This is a genomic window from Pseudomonas sp. TWI929 (assembly GCF_039673335.1).
Taxonomy (GTDB): Bacteria; Pseudomonadota; Gammaproteobacteria; order Pseudomonadales; family Pseudomonadaceae; genus Aquipseudomonas.
Window position 1 is genome coordinate 1 of sequence record NZ_JBDJLK010000011.1, and the last position, 20,535, is coordinate 20,535.

The following is a 20,535-nucleotide window of genomic DNA, read 5'->3' on the forward strand; positions in this document are numbered from 1 at the left end:
TTCTTTGTGGGAGCGGCCTTGTGTCGCGAAAGGGCTGCGCAGCAGCCCCGGCGATTTCTGCATCAACGCTAAAACCGGGGGCCGCTTTGCGGCCCATCGCGACACAAGGCCGCTCCCACAGGTACCGCGCCAGCCTTCAAGCTTGTGGAGGGCCCTGTGGGAGCGGGTTGATCGAGGCGTCGAACCGCCGCGAAAGGGCCGCCACGGCCACCGTCTTAGTGGATCAGTGCCGCGGCTCCAGGTCCCCCGAATACAGCTCATCCTCGGACTCTTCCGCCCCGGGAATCTTGTGTTCCTCAGCCGCCCAGGCGCCCAGGTCGATCAGCTTGCAACGGTCCGAACAAAACGGCCGGAACGCGCTTTTCTCGTTCCATTCCACAGGTGCGCCACAGGTCGGGCAGTCGACGGTCAATGGCTGGCTCATGGCTGGCCTCCTCGTAAAGTCAGGTAAAAGTGGTGCAGGCGGTCAATCTGCTGATGCAGCGCGGCCAGGTCGCCGTCATTGACCACCACATCATCGGCATGGCGCAGGCGTTCCTCGCGGGCCAGCTGGGCCTGGAGAATGGCTTGCACCTGCTCGGCACTGGTGTTGTCCCGCGCCAGGGTGCGCGCCACTTGCAGCTCTTGCGGCGCGTCGATCACCAGCACGCGCTGGGTCTTATGGTATTGCCCCGACTCGATCAGCAGCGGCGACACATATACCGCATACGGCGACTGCGCCTTGGCCAGGTAGCTGAAAATCTCCTGCCCGATCAGCGGGTGCAGCAGTTGCTCCAGCCACTTGCGCTGCGCCGGGTCGGCGAAGATCAGCTGGCGCAGGGCGGCGCGGTCGAGTTGGCCGTCCGCCTGCAGTACACCAGCGCCGAAGCGTTCGACGATGCTGGCCAGGGCCGGGCGGCCAGGTTCGACAACCCAGCGCGCGGCCTGGTCGGCATCGACCAGGTGCACGCCAAGCTCGACAAAACGCTCGGCAGCGGCGCTCTTGCCGCTACCGATGCCGCCGGTCAGGCCGAGAATCCAGGGGGTAAAGGCTGCACTGGTCATCAGAATCCAAGCAGTTGCATGTAAGAGGCGTATATTTCATCACCCCAGAGCACGGCAATCCACCCCGCAATCGCCAGATAAGGGCCGAACGGCATGGCCGTGCCCATGGCATGCCGGCGCAAACGTAGCAGGCACAGGCCAACCAGCGCCCCGACCACCGATGACAGCAGCAGCGTCAACGGCAGCACCTGCCAGCCGCCCCAGGCGCCGATCAGTGCCATCAGCTTGAAGTCGCCATAGCCCATGCCTTCCTTGCCGGTGACCAGTTTGAACACCCAGTACACCGTCCACAGGCTGAGGTACCCGGCCACCGCGCCCCATAGTGCATCGGCCAGTGGCACGTAGATGCCAAAGGCGTTGACGATCAGCCCCAGCCACAACATCGGCAGCACCAGCACATCCGGCAACAGTTGGTGCTCGGCATCGATCAGGCTCAGGGCCAGCAGGCACCAGGTGAGTGGCAGCGCCAGCAAGCCCGCGGCCGATGCGCCAAAGTGCCAGGCCACCAGCAGCGACAGCAGCGCGCTAGCCACCTCCAGCAGCGGGTAGCGCGGGCTGATGCGGGCTTTGCAGGCTGAGCACCGCCCGCGCAAGGCCAGGTAGCTGATGACCGGAATGTTCTCCCATGCGCGGATCTGATGTGCGCAATGCGGGCAGCGCGAGGCGGGCAGGCACAGGTCGAAGCGTTCGTGCGGCGTGCTCGGCAGCCCAAGAACCTCTTGTGCCTCACGCTGCCATTGGCGCTCCAGCATGATCGGCAGGCGGTACACCAGCACGTTGAGGAAGCTGCCCACCAGCAGGCCGAGCAGCGTGGCCAGGGTGATGAAGTACGCTGGCTGTTCGGCCAGGAATGTCCATAAAGTCATGTTCAGATCAAACTACCCAACTGGAAGATCGGCAGGTACATCGCCACCACCAGGCCACCGACCAGCAAGCCCAGGATCAGCACGATGGCCGGCTCCAGCAGGCTGGTCAACTGGTCCAGCGCCTGGCTGACCTGTTCCTCGTAATGGCTGGCGGCTTTTTCCAGCATCTGGTCCAGCGTGCCGCTGGATTCACCGATGGCGGTCAGCTGCACCAGCAACGGCGGAAACAGCGGCTCACCCGCCATCGCCTGGTTCAGCCCCTGCCCATTGGCCATGCCTTGGCGCAGCCGCAACACCGCCTGCTCATGCAAATCGCCACCCGTCACCCGGGCCACCGTACCCAGCGCATCCAGCAACGGCACCCCGGCGCCATAAGACGTTGCCAGGCTACGCGCAAACCGCGCCAATGCCGCCTGCCCCAGCAACTTGCCGAACACCGGCAAGCCCAGCACCCGCCGGGATATCCACAGGCGCGCTGGCGCATGTTGCCGGTACAGCTGGCGCACGGCAAAACCTAGCACCACGGCCATCACCAGCAACAGCGGTGCAAACCGACTCAACCCTGTGGAAAAGTCGATCACCCACTGGGTAAAGGCCGGTAACTCAGCGCCCATGCCAGAGAACATGCCCTCGAACTTCGGAATCACCTCCAGCAACAGAATCGCCGACACCCCCAGCCCGGTCAGCAACATCAGTAGCGGGTAGATCATCGCCTTGCGCACCTTCTTATGCAGCGCCCGCCGCTGTTCCAGCATGCCCGCCAGCTGCTCCAGTTGCCGGTCGAGCGTGCCGGACTGCTCACCCACCCGCACCAGGTTGCAGTACAACGCATCGAACCACACCGGGTGGCGCTGCAACGCATCTGCCAGCCCCAGGCCCGAGGCCACATCCTGTTTCAACTTCTCCAGCAACGCCGCCAGCGCCGCATCGCAACCACTGCGCCCCATCACTTCGAACGCCTGCAGCAGCGGCACCCCGGCCTTGAGCAAGGTTGCCAACTGCCGGCTGAACCCCGCCGGGTCAGCCTGCTGCCGCCGCTTGGGCAAACTGAACGTCAGCCCGCTGGCAGGCCGCAAACTGGCCACCTTGATGCCCTGGCGGATCAGCCCGGCCCGTACATAGGCCGGGCTGCGCCCAGGCGTTTGGCCGCTGACCGGCTTGCCGTTGGCATCGGTGCCGTGCCAGCTGTAGAGGGGGGTGGATGGGTTCATGCAAAGGTCCTTTTTCTGCCCGTGCGACAAGCCTGGAAACAGCTTGCCGCGTCCATGCAAGGGCACGCTTCCGTGATGCTCACTAGAGTAGTTCAGCGAAGATGACGCCCAAGCGGGCAGGGGTGACAAAAGGTGTCTGTTCAGGCCTACTGCGCCGCTGCCGCTTGAGGCGGAACTGACCTCAACGAGTAAGCGAATCAAAAAGGAAATACGTTCATGAAAGGGCAACGCGGTATCACCCTGATCGAACTGATGATCGTTGTCGCGATCATCGGCATTTTGGCGACCATCGCCTTACCGATGTACACCAACCACCAGTCGCGTTCGAAGGCTGCGGCCGGGTTGCTGGAGATCAGCGCGCTGAAGACGGCGATGGATTTGCGGTTGAATGACGGGAAGGATGTGGCTGGGGCGGCCGAGTTGGGTGGCCAGCCAGCAACGGCGAACTGTGCGATTACGGCCAGCGGCAAGGCGGCGGATGGCAGCGGCAGCATTGTTTGCACGCTGGTGGATGCCCCGGCCAATGTGCTGGGCAAGGCGCTGACCCTGACGCGTTCGGCTACTGGGTGGGCGTGCACGACCGACATCGAGGAAGACCTGGCGCCGAAAGGGTGCAAGGGGGCTTGAGGGTAGGGCAATAAACTAGCGGAAACAGGGGTTTGCGTAACGGGTGCGAGCAGTGGTACGTTGCGCTACACGCCGGTGTAGCTCAGTCGGTAGAGCAGCGCACTCGTAACGCGAAGGTCGCAGGTTCGATTCCTGTCTCCGGCACCAGAGACCAGTTTCCAGAAGTCTATGACTGTCTACGAAACACCCCGCAAAGCCCGCCTAGCGCGGGCTTTGTTGTTTCTGCCTGTCTCGTTTTGTCTCTGGGCATCTAAGCGATTTAGGGATATGGTTAGGGATATCTCGGTTCGACAAGGAAACGTATCCCTATGGCGCGCACAGTGGTGCCTCTCACCGATCCCAAATGTGATGCGGCCAAGCCTCGGGAGAAGGACTACAAGCTGTTCGATGGCAAAGGCCTCTACCTGCTGGTGAAGCCGTCAGGCGTCAAGACTTGGCGTATGAAGTACACCAAACCTGATGGCCGTGATGGTTTAGCAACGTTTGGCAACTATCCGGCGCTCGGCTTGAAAGCGGCCAGGGAGCGACGCGCTCAGGCGCTTGAACTCCTTGCTGCTGGGAAAGACCCTATCGAGCAGGCGCGCTTGGACAAACAGGAAGCGGTCAATGCCCGGGCGAATACCTTCCGTTTGCTTGCACAGGAATGGCATGCGGCCTGCGCTCGTAAGTGGACACCTGGTCATGCCTCCACCGTATGGCGACGCATTGAATCCCACCTGTTGCCCACTCTTGGTGATCGTCCGGTCGCGGAGCTGAAAACACGGGATCTGCTTGTTCCGCTGAAAGCGGCGGAAAAGAGGGATACCTTGGATACGGCTGCACGCCTACGCCAGTACATGACGGGGATCCTCCGTATGGCGGTTCAGCATGGCCATCTAGATTTCAACCCTGCGATCGATCTGCAAGGCGCCACGGCTACGCGCAAAACAGCGCACCGGCCTGCTTTGCCATTCGAGCGCTTACCTGAGCTTCTCCAGAGGATAGATGCCGACAGCGGGCGCGGCCTGACCAAGCTCGCAGTGCAGCTGACCATGTTGGTGTTCATCCGCTCCAGCGAGCTCCGCTTCGCTCGCTGGGGAGAGATAGACATGGGGAGGCTGATGTGGGAAATCCCTGGCGAAAGGTTGGCTATTGAGGGTGTGAAGAACTCCCATCGAGGCTCCAAGATGAGCACGCCACACTTGGTGCCGCTCAGCCGACAGGCTGTAGAGGTGCTGGAGAAAGTTCGTAACCTCACTGGTCGTTTCGATCTGGTGTTTGCGGGTGACCACAATCACTGGAAGCCCATGAGCGAGAACACCGTGAACAAAGCCCTGCGGCGAATGGGGTATGACACCAAAGCAGAGGTATGCGGCCATGGTTTTCGGACAATGGCCTGTTCTGCACTGGTTGAGTCTGGACTTTGGAGTAAAGACGCGGTCGAGCGGCAAATGAGCCACCAAGAGAGAAACACGGTGCGTGCCGCCTACATCCACAAGGCTCAGCACTTACAAGAGCGGAGACTTATGGTGCAGTGGTGGGCCGACTACCTGGATGCTAATCGCAGGGATGCGATTACTCCCTATGATTTTGCCCATGGGAGGTCCCTCTATCCATGAAGCAGACTGAGAAGATGGTGGAGGGCATGACAATGCTCGTCCCATCAAAAGCCGGTGTACGAGGTGTAACCGGTGTAACGGATCAGGCCAAGACGCTGAAATCATTGGGGATTAGGCACGTAACACCGACCAAAATAATTTCGTACATCCGGTGTAACCTCGCGGTCCCGTGTAACGCCAAAAGCCCCTCGCCCGCCTGCTGGCCTATGCGCATGCTCTCTCAGGTAAAAGCAAATCGCGGGTTCGGCGCAAACTGCCGGGGCGTGGGGGAATGTTGATACAGCCTGACTCTTTGTCCATTGATGGGCTGGCCATCCATCCGACCCGGACCGAATCCAGCACCATCAGGGAGCATCTGAAGCGCCTTCCAATCTTCAGTGGTTACGCTTCAGAGGTTGATGCCGTACTGAACATCATGGAGCGCTGCCGCCACTGGCTGCCGGAGGAAATCGGCGCAGAGCTGAGCAATGCTGCACTGCAATACAATGACGCGATCTACCAGGTGATTTCTCACTACGGGGCTAGGCAACTTGTAGCCCAGTTCCGGAACTATACCGGGCTGGAAACGGCGACAGAGGTGCAAGTTATTGCTGCTTTCGCGTTGGCAAATGCTATCCACGCGTTATGCGGCTTGGCCGAACACTTGATTACACAAGGTCAAGAGATACCCGCCCTTGAGTACTATCAGATGCACCTTTGCTGCATTGAGGACTACGTGCCAGGTGCTAGCGCCTGGCTGGAACCTGATGAAAACGCAGCATGCTGTGAGATAGGCGAGTTGGCCAACGCAGCGTCGAGGCATGCGGACACCAAAATCGACGGGGTGTTGAGTGGGATTGCTCGGCGCCGGGAAGGCTTGGAGAGCCGTGATCAATCCATAGAAGCGAAAGCGCTGGAACTCATCACCGCAGGAACAGCCATGCACAATCTGAACAGTAAGCTACGTGCCTGGCAGGAGCGCGAAACAGGGGCGTCGCTATCGAAGGTTCAGATGGGGGCAATTCTAAAGCGCATTCCCTGGCTGGGTTATGGCCCTCCCAGTTCACTAAGCAAAAAGTAAAGTGAACCTTCAAAGCTAGGTAGCCCCTGCATAGGCTCCGCCCTGTAAAACCAATACAGGGATACAGCTATGACACTCCAACCCGCACCGCTGGGCGGCTCTGCAATCGATCAGCCGGCTAGGCTCATTCGCATGAAAGAAGTTGTAGAGCTCGTGGGGCTTGCACGCCCAACGATCTACAAGCTGATGAGTCAACCTGAAAGCACATTCCCTCAGCCTGTGAAACTCACTGACAGCACCGCCCGCGGCGCTCCCGTGGCTTGGGTTCTTTCTGAAGTTCAGGCCTGGACGCGCGCTCGTATCGCTGCGCGTGACAAGGTGGCCGCATGACGCCCATTTTCCTCCCTCACGCAGCGCTCGATGCAATCGACGAATTGGGTCAAAAGGCTCCAACACATGGGCGGCTGGCGCGCTTGCAAAAACTGCGGGACGAAGCGCTGGCCAAAGGGGCGCACGTTCTGCTGCTGATTTGGCCGACTCTCGATTGGGGGCTACTGGCTATCGAGACGCCTGGCGACGTGACGATTCGAGATGCGGCGCAGCTGGTTCCCAACGTGCTCGCCAATCCCGATGCACTAGGGCAGATGTATGAGAAGGCGCGGCAAGGCCGCAATCTCACTTGGCTCAAGCTTGAGCGCCGCCCGGTCGCCGCTCACTAACGAGAACGCCCCCGGCTGCAACCGAGGGCGTCTGAGGATATTCACTTTGCCCGCCTACTCTATGCCATGGCCCAGAGCCATGCAACCTGCCCGCACCTACCGGCTTGCGCCTCGTCGGCTCACACGTTACTCTTCGCAGGTCGCTGCAAATTCAGCGACCGGGTTTGGCGACCCGACGAAATCAAGGCGCACAAGCGCCCCTATCACGAATGCAGGCGCTTTTTTTGTGCCCGCATTCCCGTGTTATGGCGGCTGTGCGTGGGAGACCTTCGGGTCTGCCGGGTTCCTTGATTCCCGGTTCGCCAACCTGCGCACAGCTGCCACCCTAAATCGTTTGGCGACGATCAGTGGCAGCTCCTCAAATCAAGGAGCTCCGCCCATGCACGCCCTCAATCCGTCTGCCCTCCAAAACCACATTGCTGCCCTGAAGGCCCGTGCCATCGCGGCACTGCACGCCGACTCGTCCCTCTCCGTCCGCTTGGCGCGTTACAACGCTGCGATGGCCCGTGCTCGAGCCCTGGAAGCAAACGGGGGTGCCCAATGACCAATCCAATACAGCACTTTTCTCAGCCAGAAGACCTGCTATGCATCACAGCGAATGCGCCGGCAGGCGTCCCGATTGATGCGCTCACCTGCGCTATTGAGCGAGCCCAAGCAGTGCTGTGCTTGCTTGAGGACCAATTCGAGGCGGATCAGAGCCAACGTTTGGCTAATCGTGTGATCCTCGGCGCCCTGTGGGATGTTCGCGGAACGCTGGAGCAGATTCGTACCCTGGTCGTGCATGCCGATGACTCGACCTCCCATGTCGCGGAAGGGGGCCGGAAATGAACGGGCACTTTCAGGTCAATACCGTAGGTGGGGTCACCTTCTCTAAGCACAACTCGTTGAATCAACCGCTCTTCAAGGTGTGCCCTGGTGTTTCCGGTGAGGAAGCATTGGAGCAGGCATCGGTGCTCATGAACTGCGTAAACAAACTTACCCAGCTGGCTGGCGTGAGCGAAGACAACAATGCACTGGTGTGGGCGGCACATTATCTGGGCGAGCAGGCAAAGGCGCTTGTCGATGATGTAACCACTGGGATTCAGATTGCCGAGGGTGGCCAAGCATGAGCAGGACCACCCCCAACTCCCGACATCCGACCTTTGCCCAAGTCAAATCGGCCTCCCTGGCGGCGATTGATCGCGTGTTAGCCCACTGGCTTCCCAATGGCAAGCGTGTAGACGGCGGCAAGGAATACACCGCCCCCAACCCAACCCGAGCTGACAAGCATTCAGGATCGCTCAAGGTGAATCTGGCCAAAGCTACCTGGTGCGACTTCGCCACCGGTGACAAAGGCGGCGATTTGATCGACCTGGTACGCTACCTTGATCGCGGCACCGATGTGGAAGCTTGCAACAAGCTGGCGGCTTTCCTAGGTGTCGAGGCAACGAATAGCACCAATGTCACACCACCCACTGGTCAGGCAAAAAAGCCAGAGTGGGTGCCCATGTTGCCCATTCCTGAGCAGGCAATGCAGAAGGTGCTGCAAGCGCACCGGCAGCACGGTAAACCTTCCAAGGTTTGGATTTACCGTGACGGCAACGGTCAGCCACTTATGGTCCTGTACCGTTTTGACCTTGGGCCGGATGAGAGAGGTGCGGCGCGCAAAGTCTTCGCGCCCCTCACCTGGTGTAAAAACTCTGCTAACGGCTCGCTGGCTTGGCGCTGGCAGGGCTTATCGGAGCCACGCCCCCTCCTGCGCCTTGATGACCTGGCTAAACGTCCCTCGGCACCAGTCGTATTGTGCGAGGGTGAGAAGGCCGCTGATGCCGCTGCCGATCTGTTGCCCGAGCATGTTGCCACCTGCTGGCCTAACGGGACGAACTCTTGGCAGAAGGCTGATTTCGCGGCGCTAGTCGGGCGTGACGTATTGCTGTGGCCAGACAACGACGCTCCAGGCTTGAAGTGCATGGATGCGTTGGCCGATCACCTGCGGAAGCTTGGCGCTGCCTCGGTGCAGACAGTAGCCTTGGCGGTGTTCGAGCAACTCCCTGGGATGGACGGTGAGCGCCCCTCTTTCGCGCCGGGCGGTGAGTGGCGCGAAGGTGACGATGCGGCGGATGCCCAATCCAAAGGCTGGACAGCCCAACACTTGTCGGAGCTGCAACGCACCGGGGAACTGTTTGCCCTCGCACCTGCCGTCACGCCCACACCCACCAAGCAGAGCAAGGCCACTGGCCTGGCCAAGCCTCAATCCGAGAAGAAAGCCGCCCCGGCCCCGAGCGGCTTTCGCGTCACAAAGGATGGGGTGTTCTATGCCGGTGAGGATGGCGAAGCACGACCGGTTTGTTCACGGCTAGAGATCTTGGCTCGCACCCGTGACGAAAAAGGCCACGGCTGGGGCCTACTGGTGGAGTTTGATGATCCGGATGGTGCCAACAAGCGCCTCAACATTCCGGCCAGGGCGATGGCGGGTGACTTTGGCAAAGAGGTGCTCGCGCCACTGGTAGATATGGGGCTGCGCTTGGCGCCCGTGCGTACTGCTCGCAATTCGCGCAACGACTTGCAGAGTTACCTACAAGGCTATGACGGCTCCGAGCGCGCTCGCTTGGTCACTCGTCTGGGCTGGCATGGGGATGCTTACCTAGTGCCGGATCGGCAGATCGGAGCCAGCACTGAATACCTGCACTTCTACGAAGCCGGCGCCCAGCTCCCGCCCATTACCCAAGTTGGAACACTAGAGCAGTGGCAACAGCAAATCGGCACGTTGTGCGTGGGAAACAACCGCCTGACATTCGTCGTGTGCGTAGCTTTTGCTGGAGCGGTGCTGCATTTGCTTGGACATGAATCAGGCGGCTTCCACCTCTATGGAGATAGCTCGGGCGGGAAGACCACCCATTTACAGGTGGCCGCTTCGGTTTGGGGAGGGCCACGCCTTGTGCGTTCCTGGCGTTCTACAGATAACGCGCTTGAGAGTATCGCGGCGGCACACTCCGACGGCCTTTTGGTGCTTGATGAAATCGGGATGTGCGATCCAAGGATCATCGGGGAAACGGTCTACATGCTTGGCAACGGAACAGGCAAAGCCCGGGCGAACGACCGTGGGATGAGCGGGCGCCAGATACAAGAGTGGCGATTGCTGTTCCTTTCCACCGGAGAAAAGACCCTTGCGCAGCACATGGCCGAAGCAAACAAAGATTTAAAAGCGGGTATGGAAGTACGGCTACTAGCCGTGCCGGCTGATGCCGGAAAAGGAATGGGGCTGTTCGAGGAGCTGCATGGTTTTGAAGATGCGGCTGCGCTTTCGGATGCTCTGAAAGCCCGTGTGGCCAAGTCCTATGGATCACCTGCATTAGCATTCCTGTCGGCCCTATGCGACCCGGTCAAACTGCGCGCCTACGTAGCCATGGTCCGCAGCACCGTGGAGCGTTTCACTGCAGAAGCACTACCAATCAGTGCGAGCGGACAGGCTCAGCGTGCTGCTACTCGCTTCGGATTGGCTGCAGCGGCTGGAGAGCTGGCCACCGCCCTGGGCGTTACTGGATGGCCGGATGGATTGGCTCTCGACTCCGCCCGCGTATGCCTGGAGGCCTGGTTGGCTGAGAGAGGCGGCGCCGGGAACATGGAAGGTGATGCAGTTCTTGCTCGCCTTCGCCAAGTGATCGAGAGGTTCGGCGAAAGCCGCTTTACGCGATGGGAATCTGCTGCTGCCAAGCTTGATGAACATGGTCCCCGCACCCTTGATCGACTTGGCTTTCGCAAGTCTATGGAACATGGCATGGGTGACACGGCGCACACGACGACGACCTATTACGTACTCCCGGAAGCTTGGCGCTCTGAGATCTTCCGCGGCATGAACCTCAATGCAGTGAACAAAGAGCTTTTGCGGCGTCGAGTACTGGAGCCTGGCAAGGACGGCAAGGCCTCCGTATCTGTGCGCCTGCCCGGCCTTGGACTGCAGCGCTGCTACGTAGTCGTGACGATCCCTGAACCGGCTGAGAACGAAGCGCAGGCCGCTTGAACCACCACCTCTAATCCATGAGGTAGCGATGGCAGCGAGTGGTCTTGCCAGCCCCGGTCACAACACAAACCCATTTTTAGGTATCGATCATGAATGAACTCAAAAAACAGCGAGATGAACTGATTGCTGAACGTGATGCGCTTGAGGCCAGTATTCCAGGTCAACTCTCAGCTTGGCGAGACATGCCGAATGCTTGGCGCAACGGCAATTGTATAGGTAGCCCTGAATCTACGGCAGCCGCGGAACAGATTTCCGCTGATGAGTGTCGCGTCCGTAGCATTTCTGCGGAACTGGAGAAGCTCGACAACGAGATAGATTATCGTGAGCGCCTCGAAAATGCCGAGGAAAGCAAGACACAAGCCCGCCAGCTCATGTCTGATTCAACTAGCGCGATCTCCATCTTGGAGGGGAAGCGCAGGCTCCTGTTTGGACGCCTCCAAGCAATTCAGAAAGATATGGAGTTGGCGCTTGAAGCGGCTCGACAGGCCAAGTTGGACGCGGCAAACCTGTATGCACGAAGTATCGCTTCTGGTGATAGCAAAGGTGAAAAGGCGGCAAACACCGAGATGCAGAAAGCAAGTAACCAGCTCATTGAGGCGGATGAACACGCAAGGCGCCAAGAACTGCTGACGACTGCTTTGCAGGCAGAGATTGACTCGCTAGACGCTCAGATCGTACATGCTCAGAAACAAGGGCACGAGGCGCAGAGCACAGCTTTGGCTGCGATCGAGATAGCTCTCGGTGATGAGTGGAATCACTTGGCTGAGCAGCTCGTAGGCGTGGGGGCTCGCATCCTGGCAGCAAATCGTCATCGAGGTGGGGCTGGCATGGCGTTATCAAGGTTATCAATTCCAGGTTTCGGCCCTGCAGCCAGAGAGCTTCAGCGAGACGATGTGCTAGACCGCTCTAAAGACATCACCATAGCAGACCTGCTGGAAGCGTAACTCCGAATCAGCCCGCAGATGCGGGCTGTTTGCTGTTGCATGGTTCAGGTTTTCCTACGTGTTCATCTAAAAAATCGGTTGTGTTAAGTTAGCGTATAACTAGTTTTGGTCGACAGAGCCCGCTCATTTGTGACCGCTCTCGACCCAAACCCGCCCTTAAAGATGGGTAGCTAGGGGCCAGGAGTAGACATGATTCAGCCTTAATTGCTTGAGCCCGTAATGTAAATTTTCGAGCCCTTTTTTATGGCATTACTCAACTCCACTCCGATCTCGCCATTTTCTGCTTCGTCAACATGAACGCTGTTGATTTGCAATCCGATTATTTCCGTCGAGGTGTAACTTTCGTTTTTCTTTGCAAGCAGCTTCGTCCCTTTCTTAAGTCGGCACCCTGAAATATTTAGAATTGCAACGGTCCCATTCTTGAAGACCTCGTCTGCGACACCGACCTCCAATAGTTCCGGAGGTGAAAACTCTACAAGCCCAAACTTTAGTAGCTGATTTCTGATGTCTTTTTTGGCAATCAATCCACTTACGATATCAAAATATGCGTTATAGAGTTGGAATGTGGTGACTAGCCCGCGCTTGTCGAGCATAGCATCTTTTATTTGATTCGGGGTGAAGGGGGGGTTGATACGATCCCGTGGAGAAAGGTAGCGTTGATGGTTTACTACGTAGAGAGCCGAAACATCAAAAGCCTGGCGCTCCTCCATCCTCCGATGCTTGATCTTGGAAATCTGTGCGCACTCTTTATCCTTAGATGTGCCACCAATGCCTTTAACCTCAATTATCAACAACCCATTTTCCAGCTCTACTTGTATGTCCTCCTCCAGAACATCCGTACTATGTTCGTCCATGCTGGTTACTGAAGAGAACCCAAGCCATCTAAAATATTCCTGCACCGCCTCTACCAAAGGGTCGCCCGACTCTGAAAGCATGTCTCTGAGGAACTTGAACTCTTCTTTCAGGCTGGCTGCGGCAATTGAATTTTCAGCGATTTCCGCTTTATATTTTTCTTCAATTATTTTGCGTTGTTGGAGAAGATCTTGCTCGCCCGGTAATGGGTAGCTTCCGTCGTTCAGCCAGGAAAACAATCCATTGTAAGGAAAGATCTTAGGTAAAGTTTCGGCTAAGGAGTCGAAAAACTCTTCGAGAAACTCAGCCTTATTCGTGATTTGAGGCAGTACAAACAAAAATCCCTGCTCCACAGAAGTTAAGTAGGCTACGACCTCATTTGCGTCATTGACAAGTAATGGCTTGAACTCGCTGCTGGCCACCAGCTGCCCATTACTCCATACTCTTGGGTGAGAGAAAACGACATCATACTCAGCACCGTTCAAGTATTTGCCCAGCAAAGAATTAAATCTGGATGAGGTCTCTGCCAATGTCATTTTTCTTCCGTGCTTATTTTTAAACTGAGCTATGCCGCCGCATAGCTCTAGTGTATTGCAATGTGACTGATCGACTACCGAGCTGTCGCGACTGGATATTTCGACAATATCGTAATCGACTTTTTCATTCTCGGATGCGAATATTATAAGGATTGACTCCTTTTGCAACATCCCAGAAATCTCATTGCTGAATCTTTTAGCACCGAAAGCTTTAGAGTTGAACACCTGTTCGGGATAGGAGCTCAACAAAGCGTACGTCGATTTCCCACTGACATTTTTCAAATCTGCGGTAGCCTCACTCACGTCCACACGATTTTTAGCCGCGAGGTCAACGACTACCACGTCATATTCGTGAAGGTTCGGGGGCAATGAAACCAACGGAACTATAAGGTTCTGCATGCCTGCTCTAGACTTAGGTGCATTGACATATGCACCTAATGTCGCAGGCGTACAATCGTACAGCCGTTTTTTTAATATATCACCAACAGTAGGCTCCACATCGACAAGGCAGATCTTGGGGGTAGGGTTTAGAGTTATTTTGGCGGGAAGGGAGACTGACTGAATGGCTTCGTCCTTGGTAACCAGTTTCGCATCACTGTTGCGCATAAGTTTCAGTCCTGCAAAAAAATTGAACATATATTTTTTATGTATACTCACGTTAGCCAACGGGCTGCCCCATCAGGGCAGCCTCAGACCTAGAAAAGTTTCTACTTACGATTGTTCCAGCGAGTCACCAATCCTTTCATTGTCCGGCTATCGCCGAAAAACTTACCAATGATGCTCAGATCTTCTTCCTTCAGCCCGGCAGGCTTTAACTCCTTGAGAACGGCGTCAGTACCTAACGCTTTAGCCCAAGTCGCCATATGGCCCTTGGCGGTCTCAGAGGCTGCGTTGCGAAGTTCGCTCAGCAATTGCTTGGCAAAGTCGACCCGCTCCTCATGAGTTACCAGCCGCTTACTGATCTCAACGCGCAACGCATGGACAGCAGACCAGCTCAGTGGACTGTCTGGCATTTTGAAGATGGTGATCGCGAGCGAGAGTACCTCTCGTGACTCCTTGTGATCCTCTCCACCTTCAGCTCGGACGATTTGCTTAAACAGACGAGCTTTGTGTTCATCCGTCGTCTCGGCATCCAGAAGAAGCTTTTTGAGATTGCCGTGGGCCTCGGCGGCCAAGGCTCGACACCACAGGGACAACGCCAGGTCAGGATCTTGTGTGTTGCCACGCATTCCTAAGAGAAGCACGCCCTTGGTGGTCTCAAAGTCTTCCTGCATCGACAGCTTGGGCGTCAGAGCCTTCCAGACACGCTCCAGCAAAGCTACATCATCAGCGTTCCCGAAGCTGATCGAGTCAGGCAAATGGGCCATTTGCTCTACTGGCACCTCATGGCCACTGGTGCTCAGGAACTCAGCGGCTTCTTCTGGGCTTTGCTCCCAAACGAAGTGCGCGATTTCCACAAGCGTAGTGGCCAGAGAAGGCGGCACTATCTTGTCCATCAACATGCTGTTCAGGGATGCCAGGGTGTTCCGTCCAACGTAACAAGGAGCCTTTGTAACAGCGAGACGCGCCTCGGTGAACATCGCCTGCGGGCTGTAGCCGCTGGTGAGAACATCCTCTGAAGGCCAACGACCGACCATCGTGCGGTGCAGCTCCTCATAAATCTCTGGGTAATCTTTGGCATTGCTAACCAGCTTTTGCAGCGCTGGACCCAGAACGATTGGGCTTGCCTGCAGGATGACGCGGCTCAACCCCGGAAGCAGGAATTTCAGGTAGGTATCCCATTCATCTGCTTTCCCTGGCAGCGTTGTCAGAAGCTTGTCGAGATGGGCCTGCAGATCCGAGCGTCCCCAATGTTCGATAGGAATGTGAGTGGCTGCGTCGGTGTAGAGACTCTCGTCTCGCTCATCAAGCACGGTGCCTTCTGTCAGTTGTGTGAGATGTGTGGCTACAGCCTCTTGGTTCCCTTCAGACAGGTTCTCATAGGCCTCAAACATCACCTTGCGACACTGGGGAGGAACGTCTTCCAGCGGCGTTGCGATCCAGTGATCCAAAGCCTCGCCAAGCGCGTCCTCATCAAGGATGACGAATTTTTCCAGGATTGTGGCCGCGTCGTTTTCGTAACCTTCGATTTCGCTGAGCCCTGTACAGAGATCGGCATAGGCCTGGTAGTGCGAGGCATCAAAGCGTGGAAGCCGCGAAGCGCCGATGTCGATGAGCAGGCGGAAGGCTCGCGGGTAATCGAGTGGTTCCTGTTTGACCTCCCTGACACGCTTGCACAGGAGCTTCAAGCATTCCAAAACCTGCTTGTCTTCGGCGGAGCGATGGTGCTGCTCTACTGCATTCAGCACGCAGCTGATTGGCTCTGGCGCATAGAGACTGCTAGCCGCTCTGATCTGTGCCCACATCTTGAGCCGGCTGTCTTCACCTTCAACGGCCAGTTGGGCCCAGACGTGATCAACCCTGGCCACGGTAACTTCCGTCCCCAGCTCGACCAGCGCTTGGCCGTCATCAATTTCGCCCGCTTCGTGCGCGTGCAGGGCCGCAGTCAGCTGATCCACATAGGCCGGCCCGATCTCTGGAAGCAGCGCTAACTCAAAACCGTCCATCCATTTGTGGAAGTCGAGGAACGGCAGCTTGAGGGAGCCTTTTGCGGTGGTAACTGTCCGATCGGTAAGCCAGTTCATCAACGTTAGCTTGGGTTGGGCAGGCAAGCCATGAGCATCCAGCACGTGTAGTGCCGTGCCTGCGGCACACTTGGCGATGTTGATGGCTTCTTCCATGTTGGGCGCTTGGCCCGTAGGGAGATCAAGCGTGCCCGGTTTATCTACGTTGAGCAGGCTGTCGATGAGTACAGCAGCTACGTGCTGCTGATCCACTGGGTGGGCAGCCTTAACGATGCGATCAATTTTCTCAACGCCCAGAGAGGTTCGAAGCTCTGGAGAGGTGACCAGATCGTTGCAAAGAATGCCGAGCACCATTTCCCGAGTACGGACTGGCAGGCGATCAATGATGTCTGCCACCACGCGCATCGCGTTGAATTTCAGTGCTTGTTCAGTACGGTGCAACTCGCTGAGCATGTTGTGTAGTAACTGCCCCTCGACGTCGCTCAACAATTCGTTTGCTCGTGGCGAGAGGGTTTCCAAGAAGCCTTGGGTGTCGCCTGAGACCAGCTGGTTGTAGATCCTTGAAGCGTGAGCACCATATTGGCGAGTAACGGTGTCTTCAGAAAGCAAGAGAAGGCTTTGCAGAGATTCAGGCCAGTTAATGCCGACCAGGCTTGCCAAGAACTGGCGCAGATCCCGGCACCCTTCCACGAGGATCGGCTTGTCATCTCCTTCCTGAGTAACGTATCGCTTGAGGACGTGATGTGCCTCTAGAGGCTCGTCATGAAGCGATGTTTGCCTGACCATGAGGTTGGTCAGGCGGAGCAGTAGCTGAGGATCATCTTGGAGATCACGGTAGAAACCCGGGAAGCTCACGCGTGCTGCACTGAGCGCGCCAAGTGCGATCGGGTGCTTCGTAACGGCCCCCTCATGCAGACCACCAGGGCGGTCACTCCCAATGGCGTCGAATTCCCGCGTCTTGGCTAGCCACCAGGTCTGAGTGAAGGCGTTGACGATCTGAAGGGCATTTCGAGGGTCAGTGACGTTCACGTGAATCATGCGATCCACGATCTGTTCCACTGAAGCACCCTTATCAGCAATATCTTGCACGAGCTCGGGGAAGCGTTTTAGCTTCGAAAGCGCGAATTGGCGCATGTCATTGCGTGGTGGCGGCGGAATCTCCAGCCTGAACTGGAAAATGCGGTCGAGATAGCGGCGCGCATCGGCAGAACTGAAAATCGAGCCTGGCTGTTCAGGGTTACTCCTGCGCTTGAAAAGTGCGTCTGCCACTTTGCCTTCATCGCAAGAGATGACGAATACCAGCCCCAGGTTTTTGGGCAGTTTTTCTGTAGGGATTTCCATGAAGGTGCGAACTGCATCCAATCCCAACACCATCTCTTCTGCTGACAGGCGATCAAGGTCATCTACGAAAATGACAAGACGCTCGTAAGGCACTGAGTTGTCTTTGCTGGGCTTGAATTTGCGTAGCTGCTGGAGGAGTAACTCCTCGTACTGCTCGGCACTCACACTCGGCAGATGCACTCGGGTGATCGTGTTGAATGGGTTAACTGCTGAAGGCTTCATGACGCTAATCAGGTAGGCGTAAACCGCACTGACTGCGGTTACGAAGAGCCCCTGGGCTATGCCGCCGTCTAATGGTAGGAACAGCAGCCCGACGATGACCAAGATGACGTAGACAGTGAAGGCGAGCGCAAACGCGGGCACCGGCGCTGCCCAAGTGTGAAGGTGCTCCTTGATAAGCTCCTTGACCTTCTTGGGCACTGATGTGGTGTGAGTCACGTTTCGGTACAGGTCGTCCTGCAGCTTGCTCTCATCTCCGCCCAGTTCAAGGAACACGTGGCGAAGAAGCGCTCGTTTAATATCTTGCTCTTTTCCACCGAACCGCCAGGCGTTGAATGTGATGCTCTTGAAGCGTTGACTTCTGGGCTGCTGTCCACCAGCAGTAGAGGTGTCGTCTGCCAGTGCCCGCGTATAGAGCTCCTTCACCGAACTCTTGCCGGTACCCCAGCCGCCCAGCAACCCGATGCTAAACGGGGGCTGATGCCCTTCATCCTCGATCAAGCAACGCAGTGCCTGAGCATAGTGGCGGTGTCCGAAGGCGTCCTGGTCTTCGTGTTCAATGTGGCGATCCAGGACTGCGGGCATCATGCGACGCGGATCTTGCATTCGTTCATCCCTAAAAACTGTGGCAATTGGCTACCCTGGCAAGAGCTTACTGACCTCGTGGTCGGGTTACTAGCGCATCGGGTTGGAATGCCTAAGCCTGGCTGGTTTCTGACAGGAAGCTTGGCTGTACAAATATGGTGGTGACCCCTGGCCTTTCGCCATAGAGCTGTGCCCTTTATGCCGGGCACGCTCCTGCAGCTAAGGGTCGATAGCAGCCTATGGCGGTTACACCGTTTCCGTAGTTACACTGCTGAAACAAGCGTCTCTATCAACGTGTACATCACTTTTTATTCTTATAAATCAATATGTTAAATGGTTTCGCTACACCCGTTACACATGTTACACCGCTTTAGGTTGGTAGTTATCCAGCGACCCCATGCCCCCAATCGAGCATGCCTTCAGCGGCAGAGGCAGGCCTTGTCCTCCGGGTTCTGAAAGCCGCCGGGGACCCTGAGAAATTAGGCAAGATACGGGGCAGGAAACCCGCGCCTTTTTGTTAGCGGGTGATCTGCCAGCTTAGTGAACTGGTGAATCAGGTGAACCGGGGTGAATTGTGCAGCTTCTTGAACACCTGTCCTCATCCTTACCGTATTGGCAAGAATCGTTCCTTCACTCATGGCCCGGCAGATTTCAATGATTGAAATTTCAGTAACCTGGTGCTCGGTCCGCTAGCGTAGGTGCGCGGGTTTCCGTCCCCGTATGTTGCCCATACTCCCAGGGTCCCCGGCCCCAGCGGGGATTGCGGTCGGGGCACTGGCCAGCCTCGGTGCCTGCTGTTGGCCCCTGCGCTAGGCCCAGCAGCTTGGCAGCCTGCTGCTCGTACAATTCATCGCCAAATCGGCGCCGGCCATCGCGGTCAGCGATCACCGCCGCCATCATCCACACCGATCCGGCACCATCTTCGAGGGATAGGGTTTCAGCTCCCTTATTTCATTTCTGCAACGGGGCGCGTTGCAGGCGACTGCGCGTGCATCTTCTGATTGAGCTAGTTAAATTGAAGTAGTCCGCTGGCGATTATGTGCGTATGGCCAAACTATCAATGCATGACAGGGAGTAGACCAATGGGGTTGAGAGCTAGATCTGTAGACCGTGCTTGGTTTGGCCGTAACGGCTTCTGGTCTAGGGGGGATTTTGAAGGAGCAGTGAGGGAGTCCGTTTCCTGGGGCGCTTTTGGGCTTCTGCTTACGCTGCTTGCCAACGTTGCGGCTGATTACTCGAGTGGCAAGTATCTGACGATGGCGGCGCTCGAAGGGTTAGGCCCTAGTCTGTGGAACGTGGCTGGTTCTGTAGGCCTGGTCTTCTTCGGCGCCTTTTTGATACGCCCTGGTCTGGCCGGGACGGCCTATCTTGCAAACCTGCTCTTGTCAGGCACTCATTCGCTGGGCGCTTGCATGGCCGGTGTAATTCTAGGAGGGCTTCTCGTCCAGATCCCAGCTATGGTCGTTGATCATGGTTGGGGATGGTTGTCGATTTGGACCGTCGTCCTGTCTGTTGGTCTGTCTATGTGTGTACTAATGAATCTCTTTGCTTGGTACATCGGATGGTTAGTAAAGCAGCAGGGGCCTTTTCAGAATTGGCTTAACGGCATTGGGGCGAGGTACAGGATCTCGGCCGGTCTTTTTTTCGTCCTCATGCCGTTGATTGCACTCGTCACTCAGAAAGTCTGAGGGTCACTGGGCATTTGGGTGAATTTCGATTTAGGGATACGTTTAGGGATACGCTTTAGCTTTTTGGATGGCGCACGCTAGCAATAACAGGCTGTGCCATGTGTTATTCGATTCCTGTCTCCGCACCAGAATAAGTTGGCCTATGGCGATTTCTCGCTACCTGGCACCAAGAGAGGCCCGCCATGTGCGGGCTTTTTTGTGCCTGCCTTTTCCCTAAGGATCTGCGTGTTTTTGACTTAACGGTTCGCAGTTTTCCAGCCTGCCCGTGCAACGCTACCGCAGCGGCGGAGTTCAATTTCTGGTTCGATCCTGAGGCCGCGGAGATCCTTCTCGCGGCGGGGCTGGATACCGTTCTACTTCCGCTCGATGCCATAGCATCGATACGTCACTCGACCCTTCTAGGGACCGGATCCGGGACGGTAATCCCATTAATGAGTCCATCAAACTGTCGATCGCGCGCAGCTTCCCCATCTGTGACGAAGCGCTCGCGGCTATCGCCTTGGACGACAGCATTGCCATCGAGTACGATCAAATGTGTCTTGCCGTGATTGCGCACCCGGGCCGCAACTATGGACGCGTGCGTATCCTCGATCGAAGCAGCCGGCGCAAGCCGGTTCGGGTCATCAAGCGAATCGACGAGGCAGTGCTTCGACGAACGGCGGAACGCCTTCTGGTCTAGCT

Annotated in this window: 15 protein-coding genes and 1 tRNA gene; 10 read left to right on the plus strand and 6 right to left on the minus strand. The window is 57.0% G+C overall.

Annotated features, from left to right (window positions below):
- Positions 1 to 223: 223 nt before the first annotated feature.
- From yacG to ABE456_RS07340, 4 genes are read right to left on the minus strand one after another with little or no spacing between them, the layout of a single operon-like run.
- Positions 224 to 424, minus strand: a complete 201-nt coding sequence (gene yacG / locus ABE456_RS07325) for a DNA gyrase inhibitor YacG (RefSeq protein WP_016484797.1) — start codon at positions 422 to 424, stop codon at positions 224 to 226.
- Positions 421 to 1,044 (minus strand): dephospho-CoA kinase, encoded by a 624-nt coding sequence (gene coaE / locus ABE456_RS07330; protein WP_346643326.1) that lies wholly within the window; start codon positions 1,042 to 1,044, stop codon positions 421 to 423. The genes yacG and coaE overlap by 4 nt, the downstream gene beginning before the upstream one ends.
- Positions 1,044 to 1,910: an A24 family peptidase gene (locus ABE456_RS07335; protein WP_346643327.1), complete on the minus strand. Its 867-nt coding sequence runs from the start codon at positions 1,908 to 1,910 to the stop codon at positions 1,044 to 1,046. The genes coaE and ABE456_RS07335 overlap by 1 nt, the downstream gene beginning before the upstream one ends.
- A 2-nt stretch (positions 1,911 to 1,912) precedes the next feature.
- Positions 1,913 to 3,121: a type II secretion system F family protein gene (locus tag ABE456_RS07340; protein ID WP_346643328.1), complete on the minus strand. Its 1,209-nt coding sequence runs from the start codon at positions 3,119 to 3,121 to the stop codon at positions 1,913 to 1,915.
- 216 nt (positions 3,122 to 3,337) lie between these two features.
- Between ABE456_RS07340 and ABE456_RS07345 the strand changes: the two genes are divergently transcribed.
- The 10 genes from ABE456_RS07345 (at position 3,338) to ABE456_RS07390 (ending at position 12,009) form a co-directional block, all read left to right on the plus strand.
- Positions 3,338 to 3,748 carry a pilin gene (locus tag ABE456_RS07345; RefSeq protein WP_346643329.1) on the plus strand — a complete coding sequence of 137 codons (411 nt, stop codon included), beginning with the start codon at positions 3,338 to 3,340 and terminating at the stop codon, positions 3,746 to 3,748.
- 71 nt (positions 3,749 to 3,819) lie between these two features.
- Positions 3,820 to 3,895: transfer RNA gene (locus ABE456_RS07350), tRNA-Thr, on the plus strand.
- A gap of 161 nt (positions 3,896 to 4,056) precedes the next feature.
- The gene (locus ABE456_RS07355) at positions 4,057 to 5,346 is read left to right on the plus strand and encodes an integrase arm-type DNA-binding domain-containing protein (RefSeq protein WP_346643330.1); all 1,290 of its coding nucleotides are present in this window, start codon (positions 4,057 to 4,059) and stop codon (positions 5,344 to 5,346) included.
- 271 nt (positions 5,347 to 5,617) lie between these two features.
- Positions 5,618 to 6,406 (plus strand): hypothetical protein, encoded by a 789-nt coding sequence (locus ABE456_RS07360; protein ID WP_346643331.1) that lies wholly within the window; start codon positions 5,618 to 5,620, stop codon positions 6,404 to 6,406.
- A 69-nt stretch (positions 6,407 to 6,475) separates the two neighbouring features.
- Positions 6,476 to 6,736 carry an AlpA family transcriptional regulator gene (locus tag ABE456_RS07365; protein WP_139668892.1) on the plus strand — a complete coding sequence of 87 codons (261 nt, stop codon included), beginning with the start codon at positions 6,476 to 6,478 and terminating at the stop codon, positions 6,734 to 6,736.
- A complete protein-coding gene (locus tag ABE456_RS07370; RefSeq protein ID WP_069943424.1) occupies positions 6,733 to 7,065 on the plus strand; it encodes a hypothetical protein in 333 nt (110 codons plus the stop codon). The genes ABE456_RS07365 and ABE456_RS07370 overlap by 4 nt, the downstream gene beginning before the upstream one ends.
- 540 nt (positions 7,066 to 7,605) lie before the next feature.
- Positions 7,606 to 7,893, plus strand: a complete 288-nt coding sequence (locus tag ABE456_RS07375) for a hypothetical protein (protein WP_346643332.1) — start codon at positions 7,606 to 7,608, stop codon at positions 7,891 to 7,893.
- The gene (locus tag ABE456_RS07380; RefSeq protein WP_023382430.1) at positions 7,890 to 8,174 is read left to right on the plus strand and encodes a DUF3077 domain-containing protein; all 285 of its coding nucleotides are present in this window, start codon (positions 7,890 to 7,892) and stop codon (positions 8,172 to 8,174) included. Before ABE456_RS07375 ends, ABE456_RS07380 begins: the two co-directional genes overlap by 4 nt.
- Complete coding sequence (locus tag ABE456_RS07385; protein ID WP_346643333.1) at positions 8,171 to 11,065, plus strand: DUF927 domain-containing protein; 2,895 nt, start codon at positions 8,171 to 8,173, stop codon at positions 11,063 to 11,065. Before ABE456_RS07380 ends, ABE456_RS07385 begins: the two co-directional genes overlap by 4 nt.
- A gap of 89 nt (positions 11,066 to 11,154) precedes the next feature.
- A complete protein-coding gene (locus tag ABE456_RS07390) occupies positions 11,155 to 12,009 on the plus strand; it encodes a hypothetical protein (protein WP_346643334.1) in 855 nt (284 codons plus the stop codon).
- 200 nt (positions 12,010 to 12,209) lie between these two features.
- On the opposite strand, the gene ABE456_RS07395 is transcribed toward ABE456_RS07390, so the two are convergent.
- Together ABE456_RS07395 and ABE456_RS07400 are read right to left on the minus strand one after the other, a co-directional pair.
- Positions 12,210 to 14,003 (minus strand): hypothetical protein, encoded by a 1,794-nt coding sequence (locus ABE456_RS07395; protein WP_346643335.1) that lies wholly within the window; start codon positions 14,001 to 14,003, stop codon positions 12,210 to 12,212.
- A gap of 101 nt (positions 14,004 to 14,104) precedes the next feature.
- Entirely contained in the window at positions 14,105 to 18,187 is a 4,083-nt protein-coding gene (locus tag ABE456_RS07400; RefSeq protein ID WP_346643336.1) for a P-loop NTPase fold protein, read from the minus strand.
- Between the last annotated feature and the right edge of the window lie 2,348 nt (positions 18,188 to 20,535).

What these genes read in the sequence shown, in the direction of transcription:
- yacG (WP_016484797.1), bottom strand. Translation starts at nt 424, where the DNA reads ATGAGCCAGCCATTGACCGTCGACTGCCCGACCTGTGGCGCACCTGTG.
- coaE (WP_346643326.1), bottom strand. Translation starts at nt 1,044, where the DNA reads ATGACCAGTGCAGCCTTTACCCCCTGGATTCTCGGCCTGACCGGCGGC.
- ABE456_RS07335 (WP_346643327.1), bottom strand. Translation starts at nt 1,910, where the DNA reads ATGACTTTATGGACATTCCTGGCCGAACAGCCAGCGTACTTCATCACC.
- ABE456_RS07340 (WP_346643328.1), bottom strand. Translation starts at nt 3,121, where the DNA reads ATGAACCCATCCACCCCCCTCTACAGCTGGCACGGCACCGATGCCAAC.
- ABE456_RS07345 (WP_346643329.1), top strand. Translation starts at nt 3,338, where the DNA reads ATGAAAGGGCAACGCGGTATCACCCTGATCGAACTGATGATCGTTGTC.
- ABE456_RS07355 (WP_346643330.1), top strand. Translation starts at nt 4,057, where the DNA reads ATGGCGCGCACAGTGGTGCCTCTCACCGATCCCAAATGTGATGCGGCC.
- ABE456_RS07360 (WP_346643331.1), top strand. Translation starts at nt 5,618, where the DNA reads ATGTTGATACAGCCTGACTCTTTGTCCATTGATGGGCTGGCCATCCAT.
- ABE456_RS07365 (WP_139668892.1), top strand. Translation starts at nt 6,476, where the DNA reads ATGACACTCCAACCCGCACCGCTGGGCGGCTCTGCAATCGATCAGCCG.
- ABE456_RS07370 (WP_069943424.1), top strand. Translation starts at nt 6,733, where the DNA reads ATGACGCCCATTTTCCTCCCTCACGCAGCGCTCGATGCAATCGACGAA.
- ABE456_RS07375 (WP_346643332.1), top strand. Translation starts at nt 7,606, where the DNA reads ATGACCAATCCAATACAGCACTTTTCTCAGCCAGAAGACCTGCTATGC.
- ABE456_RS07380 (WP_023382430.1), top strand. Translation starts at nt 7,890, where the DNA reads ATGAACGGGCACTTTCAGGTCAATACCGTAGGTGGGGTCACCTTCTCT.
- ABE456_RS07385 (WP_346643333.1), top strand. Translation starts at nt 8,171, where the DNA reads ATGAGCAGGACCACCCCCAACTCCCGACATCCGACCTTTGCCCAAGTC.
- ABE456_RS07390 (WP_346643334.1), top strand. Translation starts at nt 11,155, where the DNA reads ATGAATGAACTCAAAAAACAGCGAGATGAACTGATTGCTGAACGTGAT.
- ABE456_RS07395 (WP_346643335.1), bottom strand. Translation starts at nt 14,003, where the DNA reads ATGCGCAACAGTGATGCGAAACTGGTTACCAAGGACGAAGCCATTCAG.
- ABE456_RS07400 (WP_346643336.1), bottom strand. Translation starts at nt 18,187, where the DNA reads ATGCAAGATCCGCGTCGCATGATGCCCGCAGTCCTGGATCGCCACATT.